Consider the following 18,964-nt stretch of genomic DNA (forward strand, 5'->3'; position numbering starts at 1 on the left):
ACTGTTAGAAAATATTATCAATTGGTATAGAGTGGTATAGAGTGGAATAGAGTTTTATTCATCTAGTGACAGAGCTGTGCGTTACGCGTTAGAACATTATGATAAACATGGCTATCTCAAAGCGCCAACTTTAGTCTGGCTTGGATGGTTATTTTTAGCCAAAGCTTGGGTCGTGTTTGTTGTGGCAGGAGCAAGTCGTGAAAGTGGCAGTAAAATTCTGTCGATTGTATATCCTGACCATACCATGTTGTATCTCGGATTGATTATGGGGATACCGAGCATTTTATTAATGTGGTTGATGGGGCTGCGTAACCCTGAACGCGGTTGGATAAACAAGATTGTTGCCTATGGTCGCGGCATCACATTGATTACCGCCTTGGTTCAACTTTCACAAACGCTATATCATGTCTATTTAGTTCATGGAGCTTTCAGTTGGGCCAATGGTGCAGTTATGTTGCTGCTATTATGGTTGGTTATCTATGTTGCTAAAAGCCGTAGTGTGAGGGATTGCTTCTCATCCATTACGGAGCATTGATCAGCCCAAGCCATGATCGCTATCAAAACATTAAGTCACAAACGAAATACACTGAGCAAAAAAATCAAATGAGGAATTAAATATGTCAAACCCTCAAAGTGCCATTCTTCCTGAAGCGGGTCCTTTCGCGCAGTTTACCTTGCTCAAGGTGAAACACAACGAAGCCGCGGTATTAGAGCACTTACAATCGTTACCCGCTTTGGTCGAGGAGCTCAATCAACAGCAGTCTGGTGCTGATTTGACCCTGTCTATTGCGTTTACTAAATCATTTTGGAGTAAGTTGGATGCTCCAACACCAGTAGAGCTGATTGACTTTCCGCAGCTTGGTGAAGGTGATGTGGTTGCGCCAAGTTCAGATGTCGACGTTCTGGTTCATTTTCACTCCAACCGCCATGACTTGCATTTTTATCTGTTGCGTAAGTTGTTAGAACAGATCGCCGATGACGTAGTCGTGGTTGATGAGACTGCCAGTTACCGCTATCTAGATGCTCGTGACATGACCGATTTTGTTGACGGCACAGAGAACCCGAAAGATGCGCAGCGTGCTGAAGTTGCACTGATCCCAGAAGGGGAATTTGCGGGTGGTAGTTATGTGATGTTACAGCGTTTTGTCCATAATTTACCTGCGTGGAATCGTCTCAATGTATCAGCGCAAGAGAAGGTCATTGGCCGAACTAAACCTGACTCCATTGAGTTAGACGACGTGCCAGCCGCGTCACACGTTGGCCGTGTTGATATCAAACAAGAAGGGAAAGGCTTGAAGATAGTGCGTCATAGTTTGCCTTACGGGAGTGTTTCTGGTGAACATGGCCTGTTGTTTATCGCTTACTGCAACACACTGCACAACTTCCAAGCTATGTTGGAAAGTATGTACGGGGTGTCGGATGGTAAAACAGACCAACTGCTGCGCTTTACTACGGCGGTGACTGGCGCGTATTTCTTTGCTCCGTCGAGTGAAATGCTTTCTGGTTTAATGCTCAAGTAACACTTGAGTAGCAAAAAGACTGTAAAACCGAACCTCGCGTTCGGTTTTTTATTTTTCGCTAAAGATATTGATGTCTTGCCGATAAAGAGAGTAACCCAAGAAAGGATCGCATCAATCTTATGACTATTACTGTTAATACCAACGTTTCAGCCATGACTGCGCAGCGCCATTTGAGCAATGCGACAGAGATGCTGAATCAATCTTTGGAGAGACTCTCTTCAGGATATCGTATTAACAGCGCAAAAGATGATGCGGCAGGGCTGCAAATATCTAACCGTCTTGAATCGCAAATGCGCGGTTTGGATGTCGCGATGCGCAATGCTAACGACGGCATCTCTATTATGCAGACCGCTGAAGGTGCAATGAACGAAACCACCAACCTCTTACAAAGAATGCGTGATCTCTCATTGCAATCTGCTAATGGATCGAACAGCCATGCGGAACGCGTTGCATTACAAGAAGAAATGGCGGCTTTAAACGATGAATTGAACAGAATAGCCGAAACTACCTCTTTTGGTGGTCGAAAATTGCTCAATGGTTCGTTTGCTTCATCTTCTTTTCAAATCGGTGCGAGTTCGGGTGAAGCGGTGCAAGTGTCACTGAAAAACATGCGTTCAGACAGCCTAGACATGGGCGGCTTCAGTTATGTGGCTTCTGGCAAAGCCGACAGCAATTGGCAGGTCACCCAAGGTAAGCATAAGTTGGTAATGCAATATACCAATGCGTTCGGTGAGCAAGAGACGATCAATTTCGATGCCAAAATGGGCGATGACATTGAAGAGCTGGCGACCTATATCAATGGCCAAACCGATAAGGTATCAGCGTCTGTTAACGAAGATGGGCAATTGCAAATCTTTATGGCGGGCAATGAAACAGCAGGGACGATTCAGTTTTCTGGAAACTTAGCCAATGAGTTGAATATGAGTCTTGCTGGCTATGAAGCGGTTGATAATATAGATATTTCAAAGGTTGGAGGCGCACAGCGTGCCGTGTCGGTCATTGATACTGCGCTTAAATATGTCGATAGCCACAGAGCAGAGCTTGGCGCGATGCAAAACCGTTTTAATCACGCCATCAATAATCTCTCTAATGTGAATGAGAACTTATCGGCATCCAATAGTCGAATTAAAGATACTGACTATGCTAAAGAGACGACCCAAATGGTTAAGCAACAGATTTTGCAGCAAGTCAGCACCTCTATCTTGGCTCAAGCTAAGCAGCAACCGAATCTCGCACTGACGTTATTAGGCTGATTCTCAAAAAAGAGAAGGTTATCGACACCCGTGTCTAAAGCTTTAGAAAAAAAATGACTTTAATAGCTATTTTTTCCCTTTAGTCACGTTTTCCCTCCTAAACAAACTTTTTTCAAAAAAAACTAAAAAAAATACTCAAGGTTTTGCCCACCGAGCCGTTAATAAAAGTAACTTTAAGAGAAAACGACTTTGGTTTTCCGAGACGTCGGAAACCGGTTACATCGGAAAATCAATGGAGAAATTACCATGGCAGTAAATGTAAACACTAACGTATCAGCAATGACAGCACAGCGTTACCTAAACAGCGCGACTAATGCTCAACAAACTTCAATGGAGCGTTTGTCATCTGGTTTTAAGATTAACAGTGCAAAAGACGACGCAGCGGGTCTACAAATTTCGAACCGCTTGAACGTTCAAAGCCGTGGTCTAGATGTTGCTGTACGTAACGCAAACGATGGTATCTCTATCGCGCAAACTGCTGAAGGCGCGATGAACGAAACCACCAACATTCTGCAACGTATGCGTGACCTATCGCTACAATCTGCTAATGGTTCGAACTCGAAATCAGAGCGTGTTGCGATTCAAGAAGAAGTGACAGCGCTTAACGATGAGCTAAACCGTATTGCTGAAACGACTTCATTTGGTGGCAACAAGCTCCTAAACGGTACTTTTGCAACTAAGTCGTTCCAAATCGGTGCGGACAATGGTGAAGCGGTAATGCTGAGCCTAAACAATATGCGTTCTGACGACTCGAAAATGGGTGGCCAAAGCTTTCAAGCAGCTAACGCTAAAGATTCAAACTGGACAGTACAAGCGGGTGCCAACGACCTAGCAATTACTCTGACAGATACTGCAGGCCAAGAGCAAACCATCAACATCAGCGCTAAAGAAGGCGACGATATTGAAGAGCTAGCGACATACATTAACGGTCAGACAGACATGGTTAAAGCGTCTGTTAACGAAAATGGTCAGCTACAGGTTTTCGCTGGCGCAGACAAAGTTCAAGGTAACGTTGCATTCGGTGGTGGACTTGCTGGTGAGCTATCTATGGGCGAAGCGGCCAATGTAACAGTTGATACTATCGACGTAACGACAGTGGGTGGCGCACAAGAGTCAGTAGGTATTATCGATGCCGCTCTTAAAAATGTTGATAGCCATCGTGCAGAGTTGGGTGCATTCCAAAACCGCTTCAACCACGCAATCAGCAACTTAGATAACATCAACGAAAACGTGAATGCATCTAAGAGCCGAATCAAAGATACCGATTTCGCGAAAGAAACAACGGCACTTACCAAGTCGCAAATTCTTTCTCAAGCGTCAAGTTCTATCCTTGCGCAAGCGAAACAGGCACCAAACTCGGCACTAAGCCTACTAGGCTAAGCCAAAATCTAGACAAAAAATCCAGCTTCGGCTGGATTTTTTTGTTTCTTCTAACACTATGATCTCAAAGGCTATTGTTTGTCATTTGGCAAAAAAAGAAAAAAAACGATAATTTTTTTCTAAAGGTATTTTTTTACTCGCCGTTAAAGGATTGAGAGAAATGAGATGTGTTGAAGCGAGGTGAGAGACGCTGATACACATCACCCTACTGCCAAAGGAGATCAAACATGGCAATTAACGTAAACACGAACGTGTCTGCGATGACTGCTCAGCGTTACCTAAATGGTGCGACTGATGGCATGCAGAAATCGATGGAGCGTCTATCTTCGGGGTACAAAATTAACAGTGCCCGAGACGATGCTGCTGGCCTTCAAATCTCAAACCGCTTGAATTCACAAAGTCGTGGCTTAGACATGGCTGTGAAAAACGCCAATGACGGTATCTCGATTGCTCAAACCGCTGAAGGTGCGATGAACGAAACCACTAACATACTGCAACGTATGCGTGATTTGTCATTGCAATCTTCGAATGGTTCGAACTCTCGCTCGGAGCGCTTAGCGATCCAAGAAGAAGTAACCGCATTGAATGACGAACTAAACCGTATTGCAGAAACCACATCATTTGGTGGTAACAAACTGCTTAACGGTACTTTTGGTACTCAATCTTTCCAGATCGGTGCGAGTTCAGGGGAAGCGGTTCAGCTATCCATGGGTAACATGCGTTCAGATACCATAGATATGGGTGGTAAAGCGTATATTGCTCAAGAGGGTAAAGATGCGGGATGGGTTGTCTCTGAAGGCACAACCGACTTAACTCTAGGCTATACTGATGTACATGGTGATGCGCAAGAACTGACAATCAACGCTAAAGCGGGCGATGATATTGAACAGCTTGCAACCTACATTAACGGTCAAAGTGAAGACGTTAAAGCGTCTGTTGGAGAAGAAGGTAAGCTCCAACTTTTTGCTGCGTCAAATAAAGTTGCATCAGATGTAACTATTGGCGGTGGCTTGGGCGCTGAGATCGGTTTTGGTGCTGGTGAAGACCGCACTGTCGCTGATGTTGACGTATCAACTGTTGCTGGTTCTCAGCTGGCGGTATCTGTTATTGATGGTGCGTTAAAATCAGTAGACAGTCAGCGTGCAGAGTTGGGTGCGTTCCAAAACCGTTTTGGTCATGCGATCAGTAACCTAGACAATATTAACGAAAACGTTAATGCGTCTAGAAGTCGTATCGTAGATACTGACTACGCGAAAGAAACGACTCAAATGACTAAGTCGCAGATTCTTCAGCAAGCCAGTACTTCTGTTCTAGCGCAAGCCAAGCAGACTCCGTCGGCAGCTCTTAGCTTATTAGGTTAATCGATAGGTTCGATAGGAGCTTATTGGTACAACAGTATGTTGTAACCTGCTAAGGTGGAAGGGAGATCGTTATGGAAATACCATCCTACACATCGAACATCCAGCCTTATGGCTCAGATAGTGGCACTAAACTTGCTTCAAAATACGATATACAGCAAGTTTCCTCGGAGAAGGAACAGATCTCGACACAGGAGATGAGTGAAAAAGCGACTCAGTCTGTTGAAAAAGCGATAGAGGCCTCGAAAGAACGCCAAAAGCTTAATCGAGTGGAGCGCGAACGTATTGTTCAACAGATGAATGATTTCATCTCGTCGATCAATAAAGGCTTATCTTTTCGTGTTGACGAAGAATCTGGTCGAGATGTTGTGACGATTTACGAAGCGGATACTGGCGATATTATTCGTCAGATACCCGATGAGGAAATGCTAGTTATCTTACGCCGCCTAAGGGAGCAAACTGCCCGATATTCCTCGGGAATTGTGAACCAGACGGTGTAATCGTACTTGAGGTGAATGAATGAGTTTTGGGCCTATAGGCATGAATTCTGGCATGGATATCAATTCTATGGTCAGCAAACTTGTGGATGCGGAGCGCGTACCAAAGCAGCAACGTATCGACAACGAGCAGGCTCAGATTGATTCTAGTATCAGTGCCTATGGTCGACTCAGAGAGTCGCTGGATACGATGAAAAACTTGATGGCGAGCTTTCGTCAAGAGAAAGCATTCGCCGCAAGAACCGTTGAGTCAACCGATGAAGCGGTCGTGTCCGCGACAGCAACCACTGACGCTATCGCTGGTCGATATGCTATCGATGTGTTGCAGCTTGCCCAAAGTCATAAAATTGCGTCAGATGTTTTGCCAGAAGACGCGAAATTTGGACCGGGTAAGCTGCAGATTTCACTGGGAAGCAAAAAATTCTCAGTGGATGTGCAAGACAATTCAAAACTGGTTGATATCGTTCGTGGTATCAATGGTAGTAAAGCCAATCCTGGGGTTCGTGCAGCCGTCATCAATGACACGCAAGGCCCGCGCCTTATCGTTGCCTCTAACGTCTCCGGTCAAGACAATGATGTCTCGATGAGTGCCGAAGCAAAAGCTGGCGACCCACTTAAATTACTCGAATACAAAACTCTTGAGCAACGAGTGAAAGATCTCGAACGCGCTCGCGCAGCAGCTCAAGAGCTGATTGCCCCTCTGACCCCCGAGGAGCAAAAAGTTGCCGATAAAATTGCCCAAAGCAACATTGAAGCGGCAAAAGTTGTAGACCAAGAAATCGCCGCTACCTCTAAGCAAGCGGCAATAAACGCAGATCCGAACGCGGCGAAAGATGCGACAGCCGACAACGAAATGTCGAAAAGTGCCACCGCAGCGGCCGCGCAAGCTGGTATTGAAGCGAATAAATACCTTAAACCTGAAGAACGCATCCCGGGTTGGACAGAAACAGCATCAGGTACCTTACTTGACTCTTATTGGGAGCCAGAGCCACAACTTGATGCTAAAGCGCAAGAAAAAGCTCCAGATGTCCCTGGTTGGTCCAATACCGCATCCGGCACATTAACCGATTCGTATGTCACACCAAAAGAAGCGCAAGCTAAGCTTGATGCCGAGCAAGCGCGTATCGAGCAAAAAGTGGCGGATGAAAAGGCGCTCTTGGCTCAGCGTGTCGCTTCCGGTGAACTAACGCCCGACCAAGCGAAGCAACTTGAGCGCGCGAAGCTGCCAGCGCAAGAGCGTGAGTATCTTGAGCGGATCGATCAAGCTCAAGCCGATTTAAAAGCCGCACAACAATCATTTGATACCTATCGCGGCATGACGGAAGTTCAGGCAGCGCAAGATGCAAAAGTGCTGCTTGATGGAGTAGCACAGCTCTCTAGTAACAACAACATTATTGAAGATGCGATCGATGGCGTTGATTTAACGCTAAAAGGGCGCACACCCGTTGGTAAACCATCCTCAGAGATTGACATTGAGTATGACCGCCAAGGTGTGCGAGAAGACATTGAACAATTTGTCGCCGCGTATAATCAGTTCTACCAAACCTCAAAAGAATTAGGTGGCGTTGACCCAAGAACTGGCATGGCGGGGCCACTGGCTGGCGACAGCATTGTGCGCAGTGCCGACTCGCGCTTAAAAGCGGTATTTGCTTCACGCGTTGAACCCGCACCCGATGAGCTTAAAACGTTGACTGAGTTTGGTATTACCACCACTCGCCAAGGGACATTGGAAATCAACTATCAGATGCTTGATCGTCAGTTGAATACTAATTTCAACAAGCTGGAAGACTTTTTTGGTGGTAACCAAGGGTTCGCGAAAAAGGTCGAAGACGCGATTCAAGGTTTAACCGGTGTTACGGGTTCCATTCGTAACCGGGAAAAAAGCATGACTGAGCGGACTTACCGTCTGCAAGATGATCAAGCGGCGCTGGATCGTCGAATGGATAACCTAGAGAAGCGCACTCACGCCAAATTCTCGGCGATGCAGGATGCGACCAGTAAAATGCAGTCTCAGCTTGCGGGTATGATGAATGCACTCGGTTAACGAAGTAGAAAGTCAATTGGCGACTTTGTGTGAATTAGATCATAAAATGTCTGAAACTCTTACATCGAAAGAAATTAATGCTGAAGAAATTGCTCAGTTAGTCGATATAAGGGAACAGTTATTGCAAAGTTTGTTGGATGCGATCAATGAGCATCCAGAATTTGCACAACTACAGCAGTGGCAAGATGCGGTTAAACGAACCCAAACTGTTGTAGAATTGATGCAAAATAAAACTTCTGAACTGGCGCTGGCGCTACAAAAGTATCGTCACGGTAAACGCTCAGTTCAGCAGTATCAAAAGTTTTTATAGAAAAGAGGGTTGTTATGCGTGGTTCACTACAGGCTTACAAGAAGGTATCGGTTGATAGCCAGCTCAGTGCGGCCTCCCCGCATAAAATTGTTCAAATGCTAATGGCTGGCGCTATTGAACGTTTGATTCAAGGTAAAGCGGCGATGCAAGCGGGAAACATTCCTGCTAAAGGCGAGCGTTTGGGTAAGGCTCTAGATATCATTATCAGCTTACGTAGCTGTCTTTCTATGGATGACGGCGGTGATATTGCTCAGAATCTCGATCAGTTATATGAATTTATGATTACTCAGATTACTGAAGCGAATCACCAAAACAATCCGCAACCACTGGATGACGTGATAGAAATTATTCGTGAAATCAAATCCGCATGGGATCAGATTCCTAATGAATACCATAATCTGACAGCAGCAGATGTTGGCTTATAGAGCCAGTTTATTGATTTAGAATTTTTTATATCTAAATAGGTGTGCAAACAAAATTTATGTCTATCGAGCTTTTGGGCAGATATCACATCGAGTAATTGCTTGGTTGCCTTATTTTTTTTATCAAATAGAATAGAAGCCACTAACTAGCCTAGTGGCTTTTTTTGTTGCTGAAACTTCTAAATTGTCTAACTTGATATCTGAACTATAGTTACAAAGGACGTTAGATTTTTGACCCAGCCACAACGTTTCAAAAATAAAGGCAAACATTCTCACCTATGCAAGGTTTAGCAAAACTACTCGTGATTGAAGATGATGCTCAGGCACGAATCAATCTCAGTAATATTTTAGAATTTGTTGGAGAACAGTGTGAGGCGATCACTTCTGAACAACTTGACGATCTAGATTGGTCTCAGGTTTGGGCTGGTTGTATTCTTGGTTCGCTCAACAACAATGAATTCTCGTCCAAGCTGAGTGATAAATTATCCCAAGCGAACCATATTCCTTTACTTATTGCCGGAAAGCATTCTTATCCAGTTGAAGAGCTCACCAATTACGTGGGTGAACTGGAGTATCCGTTAAATTACCCGCAATTAAGTCAAGCGCTGCGCTACTGTAAAGATTTCTTAGGCCGCAAAGGCGTCAATGTCCCTTCGACATCACGTAAAAACACACTATTTCGTAGCCTTGTCGGCCAAAGCCACGGAATTAAAGAAGTTCGTCATCTTATCGAACAAGTTTCTGGAACAGAAGCTAGTGTGCTGATCCTTGGTGAATCGGGGACCGGTAAGGAAGTGGTTGCGCGAAACATTCATTATCATTCTGCTCGTCGTAATGGTCCTTTTGTGCCGATAAACTGTGGTGCTATACCGCCAGATTTGTTGGAAAGTGAGCTGTTTGGTCACGAGAAAGGCGCATTTACCGGGGCAATCACATCGCGTAAAGGCCGGTTTGAACTTGCTGAAGGCGGTACGCTTTTCCTCGATGAAATCGGTGATATGCCGATGCCGATGCAGGTTAAGTTACTCCGAGTGCTGCAGGAGCGCAGTTTCGAGCGTGTTGGCGGTAATACCACAATTCGAGTCAATGTACGCGTTATTGCGGCCACACACCGTAACTTGGAAAACATGATTGATGATGAGTCATTTCGCGAGGATCTCTACTACCGCTTAAACGTATTTCCGATTGAGATGCCAGCACTACGTGACCGCAAAGATGATATTCCTCTATTACTGCAAGAGCTGATGACGAGAATGGAGTCTGAAGGCGCACAGCCGATCTGCTTCACGCCACGCTCAATCAACTCTCTGATGGATCACGAATGGCCAGGTAACGTACGCGAACTCGCTAATCTTGTGGAGAGAATGATTATTCTCTACCCAAATAGCTTGGTCGACGTTAATCATCTACCGACTAAATATCGCTACAGTGATATCCCTGAGTTCCAACCTGAATACAATACTTTTGAGTCTGTCGAAGAGCAGGAGCGGGATGCGCTGCAAGACATTTTCTCAGAAAATTTCAGTGTTGTTGAGTCGAATGACTTCTTCCAAGAGCACGACAACGCGCCACAAAGCCTGCCACCGGAAGGTGTCAATCTTAAGGAAATGCTGGCTGATCTTGAAGTGAATATGATCAACCAAGCGTTAGAAGCGCAGGGGGGAATTGTTGCCCGAGCTGCAGATATGCTAGGCATGCGACGTACTACATTGGTCGAGAAAATGCGTAAGTACAATTTACAGCGTTAAAGTATCTAAATTTTGACTGTCAATTTACTGACCAATGAATAACTCGTTGATATATAAACAAAATAGCCTGGCGTGCCTTTTGCATGCCAGGCTATTGTAGTTTTTAAGGCAGAAATTCGTCATGCAGTTAACCCCGTCGGTAGATAACCCGATGCCGTTAGGCACATTAGAACAACAAGTAGAACGCTATCAGCAGGTACTCGATGTCATGCCTGCAGGTGTTATTTTGCTTGATACACAAGGCGTTGTTCAGGAAGCGAATCCAGAAGCGCATCGACTACTGGAAGTCCCACTAGTGGGGGAGAAGTGGTTCGAAGTTATTCAACAGGCGTTTGCACCCCGTGAAGATGATGGTCATGAAATTTCGCTACGCAATGGGCGTAAAGTGCGTCTTGCTATTTCAGCGTCAAAAACGGGTCAATTAATCTTAATCACCGACTTAACTGAAACCCGTTTGTTGCAGTCGCGTATCAGCGATTTACAACGTCTGTCTTCGCTTGGACGTATGGTGGCTAGTTTAGCCCATCAAGTACGCACACCATTATCAAGTGCCATGCTGTATGCGTCTAACTTGGGGGCGCCAAATCTGCCACCAGCAACCAAAGACCGTTTCCAGGCCAAACTGATGGATCGTCTACATGACCTCGAAAAACAAGTGAACGATATGCTGTTGTTTGCGAAAGGCGGTGATAACAAAGTCGTTAAGCCGTTTACTGTTGCTGAGTTGGTGACAGAGTTCTCGCCTATGGTCGAAACAGCATTGAAAAATAATCAAATCGACTACCATCTGGAAGTTGAAGACCAACAAACCAAGTTACTTGGCAACGTCAATGCAATTGCGTCGGCCTTGAGCAATTTGGTTATGAACGCTATTCAAATTGCAGGAAAAGAGTCACAGCTAGATGTGTTTTTCAGAGCGGCAAATGGTGAGCTGAAAATATCCGTTCAAGACAGCGGGCCAGGGGTCCCTGTCGAATTGCAAAGTAAGATTATGGAACCCTTCTTTACTACGCGTTCACAAGGAACCGGGCTTGGATTAGCTGTAGTCCAAATGGTCTGTCGTGCGCACGATGGAAGATTAGAATTGATTTCAGAACAGGGTGATGGCGCATGCTTTACAGTGTGCATACCGCTCGAACGTTCCCCTCAAACTGAACCACAAGCGATGACTGGAGAAGCATAATGGCTCAAAGCAAAGTACTTATCGTAGAAGATGATGAAGGCCTACGTGAAGCGTTAGTCGACACTTTGGCTCTAGCAGGCTACGAATGGCTTGAAGCAGACAGTGCTGAAGATGCCTTAGTTAAACTCAAGTCGAACAGCGTTGATATTGTTGTGTCAGACGTGCAAATGGCGGGCATGGGTGGTTTAGCGCTACTCAGAAACATCAAACAGCATTGGCCTAATCTACCTGTGTTACTTATGACCGCCTATGCCAACATTGAAGATGCGGTGTCTGCGATGAAAGATGGCGCGATTGACTACATGGCTAAGCCGTTTGCACCGGAAGTTCTGCTTAATATGGTCAGTCGTTACGCACCAGTCAAATCCGATGACAATGGTGACGCTGTGGTGGCTGATGAGAAAAGTATCAAGCTACTCGCCCTGGCTGACAAAGTCGCCAAAACTGATGCCAGTGTGATGGTGCTAGGTCCAAGTGGATCCGGTAAAGAAGTGATGTCGCGCTATATCCATAACGCGTCGAATCGTAAAGATGGCCCCTTCATTGCAATTAACTGTGCCGCGATTCCAGATAATATGCTGGAAGCAACACTATTTGGTTATGAAAAAGGTGCCTTTACTGGCGCGGTACAAGCGTGTCCGGGTAAGTTTGAACAAGCCCAAGGCGGAACCATATTACTTGATGAAATCAGTGAAATGGACTTAAGTCTGCAAGCTAAACTATTGCGCGTTCTACAAGAGCGTGAAGTGGAACGCTTGGGTAGTCGTAAGAGCATCAAGCTCGATGTGCGCGTGTTGGCAACGAGTAACCGCGATCTCAAGTTGTATGTTCAAGAAGGTAACTTCCGTGAAGATTTATATTACCGCCTAAATGTATTCCCAATTATTTGGCCTGCTCTGTGTGAACGTCAAGGCGATATCGAGCCACTTGCGCAGCACCTAGTCGAGCGTCATTGCCAAAAACTGGGTATGCCAGTTCCTAGCGTTACCACGAGCGCAATCAATAAGCTATTGAGCTATAGCTGGCCGGGTAATGTGCGCGAACTTGACAACGTCGTGCAAAGAGCGCTGATCCTGTCCGAAAATAGTCAGATTGATGCTGAGCACATCCTTCTTGAAGGATTAGATTGGCAAGACGCGTCAAGTTTGCAGGTTGCGGTCGAGCAAGGAGACAGTGTCGTGCCAAGCGTCAAACCCATTGCTGAACAAAACAGTCCTTTGACTTCAAATAGTGGTTTAGGTGGCGAGCTTCGCGATCAGGAATACGCAATTATTCTCGATACGCTAGAAGAATGTAATGGTCGACGTAAAGAAATGGCAGAAAAACTGGGTATTAGCCCGCGAACCTTACGCTACAAGTTAGCGAAAATGCGTGACGCAGGGATTGAAATTCCAAACTAAAGTGTTATTTTTCCACTAATACTGACGTGGCACGAAGGTTGCAGCGTCAGTAGTCCAACACTAATTTAAGTCAAAGAGTTGACTACTGAGGTTTTGATGAGAATTGACGGTTTTCAAAACGAAATGCAAGCAATGATGTTTGAGGCAAGTGCAACCAAGCCGACTGCGACAGGGCAAACTGTCGGTGCAGACTTTGGTCAGTTGCTTAATAATGCAATTAATAACGTCAATGGTCTCTCAAAAACGTCTAGCGACCTACAAACAAGGTTCGATCGCGGCGATGCCGATGTGTCACTCTCTGATGTCATGATTGCTAGAAACAAATCCAGCGTTGCATTTGAAGCTACAATTCAAGTACGTAACAAGCTCGTTGAAGCGTACAAAGAATTGATGAACATGCCAGTATAAAGTTAGGTAAAATCTGTGTCAGAGCAAAATTCATCCACTGATCTAACCGTTACCGAAGGTACTGGAGAAGGCGCAATGATGGCAACGTCAGATCTTGATACGCAAGTACAGAACCCAGATTTGGATGAAAAATCGAGTTCTAAATTTGACATGGCAGTGGGCGATCTCGACTTATTGCGTCAGGTAGTGCTTGTTCTTTCTATCTCAATTTGTGTCGCTTTGATCGTCATGTTGTTCTTTTGGGTCAAAGAGCCTGAAATGCGCCCGCTTGGTGTTTACGACACAGAAGAATTAATCCCAGTCCTTGATTATCTCGATCAGCAAAAACTCGATTACAAGCTAGAAGGCAACACCATCTTAGTGCCGACCAGTGACTTCAACTCCTTGAAGCTTGATATGGCACGCGCCGGCCTCAATCAAGAGAAACAAGCGGGAGACGATATTCTGTTGCAAGACATGGGATTCGGTGTCTCGCAGCGTCTAGAGCAAGAGCGACTCAAATTAAGTCGTGAACGCCAGCTTTCTAAAGCGATCGAAGAGATGAAGCAGGTACGCAAAGCTCGCGTATTGCTGGCTTTGCCGAAACAGAGCGTATTTGTCAGACATAACCAAGAAGCATCAGCATCGGTATTTTTAACCCTAAAAACTGGGGCGAATCTCAAACAAGAAGAGGTCGATTCGGTAGTGGACATGGTTGCTAGTGCGGTGCCTGGGATGAAACCCAATAAAATTACCGTGACCGACCAACATGGCCGCTTGTTGAGCTCAGGCTCTCAAGACCCAGCTTCATCCGCTCGTCGTAAAGAACACGAGCTGGAGAGAAAACAAGAACAAGCGCTGCGCGATAAAATTGACTCGGTATTGATCCCAATTCTTGGCTTTGGTAACTACACCGCGCAAGTGGACATCGAACTCGACTTCAGTGCAGTTGAGCAAACCAGCAAGCGTTTTGACCCGAATACACCTTCAACTCGCAGCGAATACACACTTGAAGATTACAACAACGGTAATGTGGTCGCAGGGGTTCCTGGCGCATTAAGCAATCAGCCTCCAGCGGACGCTTCAATTCCACAAGATGTTGCGCAAATGAAAGATGGTACAACCTTAGGTCAAGGTTCAGTGCATAAAGAAGCCACGCGTAACTTTGAGCTTGATACCACCATTAGCCATGAGCGTCGTCAAACGGGTGTCGTTAATCGTCAGACTGTTGCTGTAGCGGTCAAAAACCGCGCAGTGGTTAATCCAGATACGGGTGAAACCAGCTACCAGCCTATTTCAGATGCTGAACTAAACTCTATTAAGCAGCTTTTGATTGGTACTGTAGGATTCAGTGAAGCGCGCGGTGATTTGCTTAATGTATTGAGCATGCAGTTTGCCGAACCTGAAGTCGAAGTGATGGCGGATGTGCCTATCTGGGAGCACCCTAACTTTAATGACTGGATCCGTTGGTTCGCAAGTGCGTTGGTTATCATTGTCGTCGTATTAGTATTAGTACGCCCAGCGATGAAGAAACTACTCAACCCTGCGTCTGATGAAGATGACGATCAACTTTACGGACCAGATGGGCTGCCAATTGGCGCTGGTGGTGAAACTAGCTTGATTGGTAGTGACCTAGACGGTGGTGAGTTATTTGAGTTTGGCTCAAGCATTGACTTGCCTAACCTCCACAAAGATGAAGATGTGCTTAAAGCGGTACGTGCACTTGTAGCTAACGAACCTGAACTTGCAGCACAAGTAGTGAAGAATTGGATGCAGGATGCCTAACGAATTAGTTCCACAGCAAGAGGGCGGTGAGGTAGTAGAAAACACCGTCGATATTTCAACCATCCCGGGTGAAGAGCGCGCGGCAATTCTGTTGCTCAGTCTTAATGAGGAAGATGCTGCGGGGATCATTCGCCATTTGGAGCCTAAACAGGTTCAGCGAGTGGGTAGTGCTATGGCGCGTGCCTCTGATCTGAGTCAAGACAAAGTTGGCGCGGTTCACCGTGCTTTCCTCGAAGATATTCAGAAATACACCAATATTGGTATGGGCAGTGAAGACTTTATGCGCAATGCCCTTGTCGCCGCATTGGGTGAGGATAAAGCCAATAACCTTGTTGACCAAATCTTACTTGGTACTGGGTCGAAAGGTTTGGATTCACTCAAGTGGATGGATCCTCGTCAGGTGGCCAGCATCATTATCAATGAGCACCCTCAAATTCAAACGATTGTGTTGTCTTACCTTGAGCCTGACCAGTCTGCTGAAATCCTATCTCAGTTTGCCGAACGTGACCGTCTCGATCTGATGATGCGTATCGCTAACCTTGAAGAAGTTCAGCCTTCAGCTTTGGCCGAATTGAACGAGATTATGGAGAAGCAGTTCGCAGGTCAAGCTGGGGCACAAGCGGCCAAAATTGGCGGCCTGAAAGCGGCAGCAGAGATCATGAACTACATGGATAACAATGTCGAAGGTATCTTGATGGAGCAGATTCGCGATCAAGACGAAGACATGGCGACTCAGATTCAAGATCTTATGTTTGTGTTCGAAAACCTTATCGAAGTCGACGACCAAGGCATTCAGAAATTGCTGCGTGATGTACCACAAGATGCGCTTCAACGTGCACTTAAAGGTGCTGACGATACACTGCGTGAGAAGATCTTCAAGAATATGTCTAAACGTGCTGCTGAGATGATGCGCGATGATCTCGAGGCTATGCCGCCAATTAAGGTGTCGGATGTTGAAGCAGCGCAAAAAGAAGTGTTGGCGATTGCAAGACGCATGGCTGATTCTGGTGAGATTATGCTAGGCGGCGGCGCTGACGAGTTCTTATAACAAAGTGAATTAAGGTATCTATGTCTTTGGAAAGAAAACGCGGATTTTTGCGCTTAGAGGATGACGAGTTGGTTGAAAAACCAGAACGTTGGGGTATGCCTGATTACACCTCGCAAACTCACAAACAAGCCAAAGAAACAGCAATGAATTACGATCCAAGCTGGATGCCGATTGCTGATCCCGTAGAAGAGGAGGAGCCTAAACAGCTCACTCAAGAAGAGATAGATCTGATCAAGCAGCAAGCCTATCAGGAAGGCTTGCATCAAGGTCAAGAAGCTGGCTTTAAACAGGGCTATGAAAAAGGCAAACAGCAAGGCGTTCAAGATGGTCACCAAGAAGGGCTAGAAGCAGGTAAAATCGAAGGTGTTGCAACTGGTCAAGAATTCATCCAGCAACAAGTGCAAACTTTTGTAAACCTAGCGAATCAATTTGCTCAGCCATTGGAACTGATGAATGCCCAAGTCGAAAAGCAGCTTGTCGATATGGTACTGACGTTGGTCAAAGAAGTGGTGCATGTTGAAGTTCAGACTAATCCTCAAGTTATCTTGGATACCATCAAACAGTCCGTTGAATCACTACCTATCTCTGGTCATGCTATTACCTTGAAACTTCACCCAGATGACGTAGAAATCATCCGTTCATCTTATGGGGCCGACGAATTAGAGTTCCGTAATTGGACATTAATGTCCGAGCCAGCCCTTAATCGTGGTGATGTCCAGATTGAGGCGGGTGAGTCGAGTGTCAACTACCGTATGGAAGATCGCATTCGCAGTGTTATCCAAAGCTTTTGTGGAGTGAATCGCCACCAAGGTGGTGAGTAGTGCTCGCCCTCGCCGACCGTTTATCCCAATACAAAACTCAAGGCCTCACTTGTCGCCCTGTTGCGGCAGGTAAGTTAGTTCGCGTTGTGGGTTTAACCTTAGAAGCCACGGGATGCCGAGCGCCAATAGGTAGCCTATGTAAAGTGGAAACCATGCACGGGGAAATGGAAGCTGAGGTGGTGGGCTTTTCTGGTGAAAGTTTATACCTGATGCCCAGCGAACAGATTACTGGCGTACTGCCGGGGGCGAAAGTGACGCCACTAACCAGTGAGTCTGGTTTGCCTGTGGGTATGGAGCTGCTGGGCCGCGTGATTGACGGTGTCGGCAATCCGCTCGATGGGCTTGGTCCTATCTATACCGAAAAGCGAGCTTCGTTTAACGCCGAGCCGATTAATCCTCTCGCACGAAAACCGATTTCCGAGCCACTCGATGTTGGCATCAAGGCAATCAATGGTCTTTTGACGGTGGGTAAAGGTCAGCGTATTGGTCTATTTGCTGGTTCTGGTGTGGGTAAATCGGTCACCTTAGGCATGATGACTCGCGGTACCACGGCGCAGGTGGTTGTCGTTGGCTTGATTGGTGAGCGTGGCCGAGAAGTCAAAGAGTTTATCGAAGAAATCTTAGGGGTTGATGGTCGTCAGCGTTCCGTTGTGGTTGCCGCACCTGCCGATTCTTCGCCATTAATGCGCTTGAAAGGGTGCCAAACTGCATTGACCATTGCGGAATATTTCCGCGATCAGGGGTTAGATGTGTTGCTATTAATGGATTCACTAACTCGTTTCGCACAAGCGCAGCGTGAAATTGCCCTTTCTGTGGGTGAACCGCCAGCAACCAAAGGCTACCCACCTTCTGTATTCGCTAAACTGCCAGCGTTGGTTGAACGTGCGGGTAATGGTAGCCCAGAGCAAGGTTCAATTACGGCATTCTTTACTGTTTTGACCGAAGGGGATGACTTACAAGACCCGATCGCCGACGCGTCTCGGGCAATTCTAGATGGTCACGTCGTTTTGTCCCGTGAGATGGCTGATGCTGGTCATTATCCAGCGATTGACGTTGAAAAATCTGTCAGTCGTGTCATGCCACAAATCACCTCAGAAGAGCATGTGCTAATGTCAAAAGCGGTGCGACAGGTTCTTTCGGTATGCCGTAAAAATCAAGATTTGGTCTCGATTGGGGCGTATAAGCCAGGGACTGATCCTGCAATCGATGGCGCATTTACAATCAAACCAAAATTGGACGGCTATTTGCAACAAGCGATGAAAGAGACGGTTCCCTACGATATGTGCATTAATATGCTGCGTGGATTACTACAAGGCGAGTAATAGGCAATGGACAACGCACTGGAATTTCTTTTAGAACAAGCGACACAGCGTGAGAATCAAGCGGTACTGGCGCTTAATCAGGCACGCAACGAGCTAGATGGGTACTACCAGCAGTTGGAACAGATTGAGAAGTATCGTCTTGATTACTGCCAACAACTGGTTGACCGTGGTCAGAAGGGGCTAACTGCGAGTCAATACAGCCACCTCAATCGCTTCTTAACCACGCTTGATGAAACGCTAGCGAAGCAAAAACAAGCCGAAGCACATTTTAAAAGCCAAGTGGAAGGCTGTGAGCAGAACTGGCTTGAATGTCGCAAACAGCGTCGCTCGTACGAATGGATGATAGAAAAGAGACAAGCAGAGAAAGAACGTTTGCAAAACATTCGAGAGCAGAAGCAGATGGACGAGTTCTCAACCCTTCAGTTTTCCCGTCGTAGCTTGAACTAAGTTCACATCACTGGCTAGATTGTCACTCCGGACGTCTAT

The 18,964-nt window shown here is 46.1% G+C and carries 18 protein-coding genes; all 18 read left to right on the forward strand.

Going from position 1 to position 18,964, the window contains the following annotated elements; all coding sequences use genetic code 11:
* Positions 1 to 76: 76 nt before the first annotated feature.
* The 18 genes from TW81_RS06960 to fliJ all read left to right on the forward strand — a co-directional run bounded on the left by TW81_RS06960 (position 77) and on the right by fliJ (position 18,925).
* Positions 77 to 535 (forward strand): DUF2919 domain-containing protein, encoded by a 459-nt coding sequence (locus tag TW81_RS06960; protein ID WP_045954991.1) that lies wholly within the window; start codon positions 77 to 79, stop codon positions 533 to 535.
* An 82-nt stretch (positions 536 to 617) separates the two neighbouring features.
* On the forward strand, positions 618 to 1,520 hold the full coding sequence (locus tag TW81_RS06965) for a Dyp-type peroxidase (protein ID WP_045954992.1): 903 nt from the start codon (positions 618 to 620) through the stop codon (positions 1,518 to 1,520).
* 119 nt (positions 1,521 to 1,639) lie between these two features.
* A complete protein-coding gene (locus TW81_RS06970) occupies positions 1,640 to 2,773 on the forward strand; it encodes a flagellin (protein WP_045954993.1) in 1,134 nt (377 codons plus the stop codon).
* Between the two features lie 246 nt (positions 2,774 to 3,019).
* A complete protein-coding gene (locus TW81_RS06975; RefSeq protein ID WP_045954994.1) occupies positions 3,020 to 4,153 on the forward strand; it encodes a flagellin in 1,134 nt (377 codons plus the stop codon).
* Positions 4,154 to 4,380: 227 nt separating this feature from the next.
* Positions 4,381 to 5,514, forward strand: a complete 1,134-nt coding sequence (locus tag TW81_RS06980) for a flagellin (RefSeq protein WP_045954995.1) — start codon at positions 4,381 to 4,383, stop codon at positions 5,512 to 5,514.
* A 71-nt stretch (positions 5,515 to 5,585) separates the two neighbouring features.
* The gene (flaG, locus tag TW81_RS06985; RefSeq protein WP_045954996.1) at positions 5,586 to 6,011 is read left to right on the forward strand and encodes a flagellar protein FlaG; all 426 of its coding nucleotides are present in this window, start codon (positions 5,586 to 5,588) and stop codon (positions 6,009 to 6,011) included.
* Positions 6,012 to 6,030: 19 nt separating this feature from the next.
* Positions 6,031 to 8,052, forward strand: a complete 2,022-nt coding sequence (fliD, locus tag TW81_RS06990; protein ID WP_045954997.1) for a flagellar filament capping protein FliD — start codon at positions 6,031 to 6,033, stop codon at positions 8,050 to 8,052.
* On the forward strand, positions 8,039 to 8,362 hold the full coding sequence (fliT, locus tag TW81_RS06995) for a flagellar protein FliT (protein ID WP_045954998.1): 324 nt from the start codon (positions 8,039 to 8,041) through the stop codon (positions 8,360 to 8,362). The genes fliD and fliT overlap by 14 nt, the downstream gene beginning before the upstream one ends.
* Positions 8,363 to 8,376: 14 nt before the next feature.
* Positions 8,377 to 8,787 (forward strand): flagellar export chaperone FliS, encoded by a 411-nt coding sequence (gene fliS, locus TW81_RS07000; RefSeq protein ID WP_045954999.1) that lies wholly within the window; start codon positions 8,377 to 8,379, stop codon positions 8,785 to 8,787.
* Positions 8,788 to 9,062: 275 nt separating this feature from the next.
* Complete coding sequence (locus TW81_RS07005) at positions 9,063 to 10,532, forward strand: sigma-54 dependent transcriptional regulator (RefSeq protein ID WP_045955000.1); 1,470 nt, start codon at positions 9,063 to 9,065, stop codon at positions 10,530 to 10,532.
* Positions 10,533 to 10,653: 121 nt separating this feature from the next.
* The gene (locus TW81_RS07010) at positions 10,654 to 11,715 is read left to right on the forward strand and encodes a sensor histidine kinase (RefSeq protein ID WP_045955001.1); all 1,062 of its coding nucleotides are present in this window, start codon (positions 10,654 to 10,656) and stop codon (positions 11,713 to 11,715) included.
* Positions 11,715 to 13,115 carry a sigma-54-dependent transcriptional regulator gene (locus tag TW81_RS07015; RefSeq protein WP_045955002.1) on the forward strand — a complete coding sequence of 467 codons (1,401 nt, stop codon included), beginning with the start codon at positions 11,715 to 11,717 and terminating at the stop codon, positions 13,113 to 13,115. The genes TW81_RS07010 and TW81_RS07015 overlap by 1 nt, the downstream gene beginning before the upstream one ends.
* A gap of 96 nt (positions 13,116 to 13,211) precedes the next feature.
* On the forward strand, positions 13,212 to 13,523 hold the full coding sequence (fliE, locus tag TW81_RS07020; RefSeq protein ID WP_045955003.1) for a flagellar hook-basal body complex protein FliE: 312 nt from the start codon (positions 13,212 to 13,214) through the stop codon (positions 13,521 to 13,523).
* Between the two features lie 15 nt (positions 13,524 to 13,538).
* Positions 13,539 to 15,287: a flagellar basal-body MS-ring/collar protein FliF gene (gene fliF / locus TW81_RS07025; RefSeq protein ID WP_045955004.1), complete on the forward strand. Its 1,749-nt coding sequence runs from the start codon at positions 13,539 to 13,541 to the stop codon at positions 15,285 to 15,287.
* Entirely contained in the window at positions 15,280 to 16,335 is a 1,056-nt protein-coding gene (gene fliG / locus TW81_RS07030) for a flagellar motor switch protein FliG (protein WP_045955005.1), read from the forward strand. Before fliF ends, fliG begins: the two co-directional genes overlap by 8 nt.
* 20 nt (positions 16,336 to 16,355) lie before the next feature.
* Positions 16,356 to 17,156 (forward strand): flagellar assembly protein FliH, encoded by an 801-nt coding sequence (gene fliH / locus TW81_RS07035; protein WP_045955006.1) that lies wholly within the window; start codon positions 16,356 to 16,358, stop codon positions 17,154 to 17,156.
* On the forward strand, positions 17,156 to 18,478 hold the full coding sequence (gene fliI / locus TW81_RS07040) for a flagellar protein export ATPase FliI (RefSeq protein WP_045955007.1): 1,323 nt from the start codon (positions 17,156 to 17,158) through the stop codon (positions 18,476 to 18,478). Before fliH ends, fliI begins: the two co-directional genes overlap by 1 nt.
* A gap of 6 nt (positions 18,479 to 18,484) precedes the next feature.
* On the forward strand, positions 18,485 to 18,925 hold the full coding sequence (gene fliJ / locus TW81_RS07045) for a flagellar export protein FliJ (protein ID WP_045955008.1): 441 nt from the start codon (positions 18,485 to 18,487) through the stop codon (positions 18,923 to 18,925).
* Positions 18,926 to 18,964: the final 39 nt, after the last annotated feature.

This window comes from Vibrio galatheae (assembly GCF_000967545.1).
GTDB classification, from domain to species: domain Bacteria; phylum Pseudomonadota; class Gammaproteobacteria; order Enterobacterales; family Vibrionaceae; genus Vibrio; species Vibrio galatheae.